At 46.1% G+C, this 1,637-nt stretch carries 2 protein-coding genes and 1 pseudogene; all 3 read right to left on the reverse strand.

The genetic code is table 11. The annotated features are described in order from the left end of the window. Positions 1-6: 6 nt before the first annotated feature. Positions 7-239: pseudogene (locus tag ENN47_07225) on the reverse strand (four helix bundle protein). 415 nt (positions 240-654) lie between these two features. Beyond that, a complete protein-coding gene (locus tag ENN47_07230) occupies positions 655-1,341 on the reverse strand; it encodes a noncanonical pyrimidine nucleotidase, YjjG family (GenBank protein HDP77959.1) in 687 nt (228 codons plus the stop codon). Next, the coding region (locus ENN47_07235; protein ID HDP77960.1) for an alcohol dehydrogenase at positions 1,338-1,637 on the reverse strand (300 nt) is incomplete at its 5' end. The genes ENN47_07235 and ENN47_07230, both read right to left, overlap by 4 nt.

Below are 1,637 nucleotides of genomic sequence, written 5' to 3' on the forward strand. Positions count from 1 at the left end.
AGTCTCCTAGTCTATGTAACCTTGCATCTTTGACAATTCAAGCTGTGTTATGACCTCTTTGAGAGAGCCTTGGAGAGAAAGTGGAACTGTGTACATTCCTTTTTGCGCTGTCTTTGTGAGCCTTCAGTAATGTTTGAGGGAACGGATATTATGGCTCTCCTCAATTGGGAAGAAAGACCAAATTGCTCATATTAAGGGAATGATGAGACAGTCTGAAAGACATCATGAGCGAAGGTCATGCTGAGTTTGCAAACGTCGAGTTGTTCTTAAGAAAGCTCATGTACTCACACCCATGATTACGGCAGCACCGAACTGTTGAGAAAAACGAACAGCGTATTTCTGCAGTTCTTTGCTTTGGATCTTTGACATTATGCACATTTATTCTTCTCAGCGGTGTCTTTGAAACAGCGCTCAGCGGGTTCACCGCCCTTTAGCGTACAGCGGAACTTCTTGCGTACAGCGACTCTTACAGCGATGGGCGGGTCCTTGTTTTTAAGCGCACATTGGATCTTAAGGAGCCAGTCTGCTAACGCAGGCCACCAGAGGTTACTGGCTTCCACTAAGACTGCAACTTGGAACATGCAACTTGAAACTTATCTATGGACGGTAAATCGTTGGCGGCGACGGGCGACATCTTGCCTGTGACCAGGCAATCTAGACAAGCAATTTCAACAGCTCATCGTAGTTCTTAGCAATGTTTACCGGACCCTTGTTCCTTCTGGCATGGGGTCCAAACCATATGAAATCGATACCTGCATTTAGCGAGCCTTCGTAGTCTGATTCCAGGCTGTCTCCAATGTAGACGACCTCGTGACTCCTGACTCGCGCCATTCTCATGGCTTCGATGAATATCTCGGCGTCGGGCTTTGCTGCACCGGCCTCTTCTGAGGAAAGCGAAAACTCAAAGAATTCGTGTAAGCCGGCTGTAAGAAATCTCTTGTGCTGAACACGGTACACGCCATTTGTGATTATTGCCATTCGTTTTCCTTGACGCCTCATGTTTGTCAGAAACTCTTTCGCACCTGGGAGGAAGTAGGCTTTTCCAGAAAGCCTGGTAAGATATTCATCGTTCAGTTCTTCGGGATCGAATGTAGCACGGATATAGTCACAGTACTCTTCGAATCGGCCAACAACGACTTCTTCCTTCGTCTTCTGTCCCTGCTCCAGAAAGCCCCACCACTTTTTGTTTATTTCTTTGTATGAGTCTATCTGCTCATCGGAAAGATCGATATCTCTCAATCTGAAGAGTTCCAGAAGAGATTCGACTTCGCTTTTTTCAAAGTCAAGAATCGTATGATCAAGATCGAAGAAGTACATTTTGTAAGGGCTGCTCAAAATCATTCCATCCTCAAAATTACCTTCAGCGACTTCTTGGCCGCTTCGAAGGCTTCGTATGCACTGCTGATATGAAATGTCTCTGCTATCAGCGGTGTAGGATCGACCAATCCTTTTTCAAGCAATGAAATTGCCTTATCAAATGGCCCGCATCGAGAGCCGATAAGTTCTATCTCTCTTACCACAATTCTCGTCATATCTACGGAAGGGAATCCCTCATAGGTGCTTTTCAGAACTATCTTGCCCTTTGGCCTGACAATCGACAGGGCTTGGGCAAGCCCTCCGGGATTTCCAGTAGCTTC

The sequence above is a fragment of the Mesotoga infera genome (assembly GCA_011045915.1).
Classification (GTDB): Bacteria; Thermotogota; Thermotogae; order Petrotogales; family Kosmotogaceae; genus Mesotoga; species Mesotoga infera_D.

Bases quoted from the DNA above. Each gene is read 5' to 3' on its own strand.
- ENN47_07230 (HDP77959.1), bottom strand. From the start codon at position 1,341: ATGATTTTGAGCAGCCCTTACAAAATGTACTTCTTCGATCTTGATCAT.